A 717-nucleotide genomic window follows, 5' to 3' on the forward strand; every position below is an offset into this window, starting at 1 on the left:
CTACACATCAAATGTCCTACCTGCCTGAGCGACAGTATAAAGAAAAATGGCATAAAAGTGGATGGTAAACAAAATTACCAATGCAAAATATGTAAACGTCAGTTTATCGGTGATCATGCACTCAGCTATCAAGGTTGCCATTCAGGAATCAAGACCAAAATATTACACCTGATGGCGCGAGGCAGTGGTGTTAGAGATATTGCAGAAGTCGAAAGAGTCAGTATTGGCAAAGTTTTACGTACACTCAGTCTATCAAAATATAAAATCCAACCGCAACAAAATTATTATGAAACCCTTGAAGTAGATGAGTTTTGGACTTTTGTTGGCAGTAAACAGAATAAACAATGGTTGATTTATGCCTATCATCGAGAAACAGGTGAAATAGTTACTTATGTTTGGGGTAAACGAGATTTAGCGACTGCCAAACGGCTTAAAGCTAGACTAAAACAGCTAGGAATAAGCTATGCTCGTATATCGAGTGATTGCTGGGATAGTTTTGTTACCACCTTTAAAAAGTGCAAACAATTGATTGGTAAGTTTTTCACTGTGGGTATTGAAGGAAATAATTGTCGATTGAGGCATCGCATCAGGCGAGGATTTAGGAGAAGCTGTAACTTCTCCAAAAAGCTTGAGAATCATTTCAAAGCGTTTGATTTAGTGTTCTTTTATATCAACAATGGATCCGTCTAATGCCAGCATACTTTTTGAAACACCACC

1 protein-coding gene is annotated in these 717 nt (G+C 37.8%); it reads left to right on the top strand.

Annotated elements, in window-relative coordinates; all coding sequences use genetic code 11:
- Positions 1-690: IS1 family transposase (locus I2F62_RS13095; RefSeq protein WP_420713767.1), on the top strand; the 690-nt coding region annotated here is incomplete at its 5' end.
- Positions 691-717 lie beyond the last annotated feature (27 nt).

The sequence above is a fragment of the Acinetobacter sp. MD2(2019) genome (assembly GCF_035615615.1).
GTDB lineage: Bacteria > Pseudomonadota > Gammaproteobacteria > Pseudomonadales > Moraxellaceae > Acinetobacter.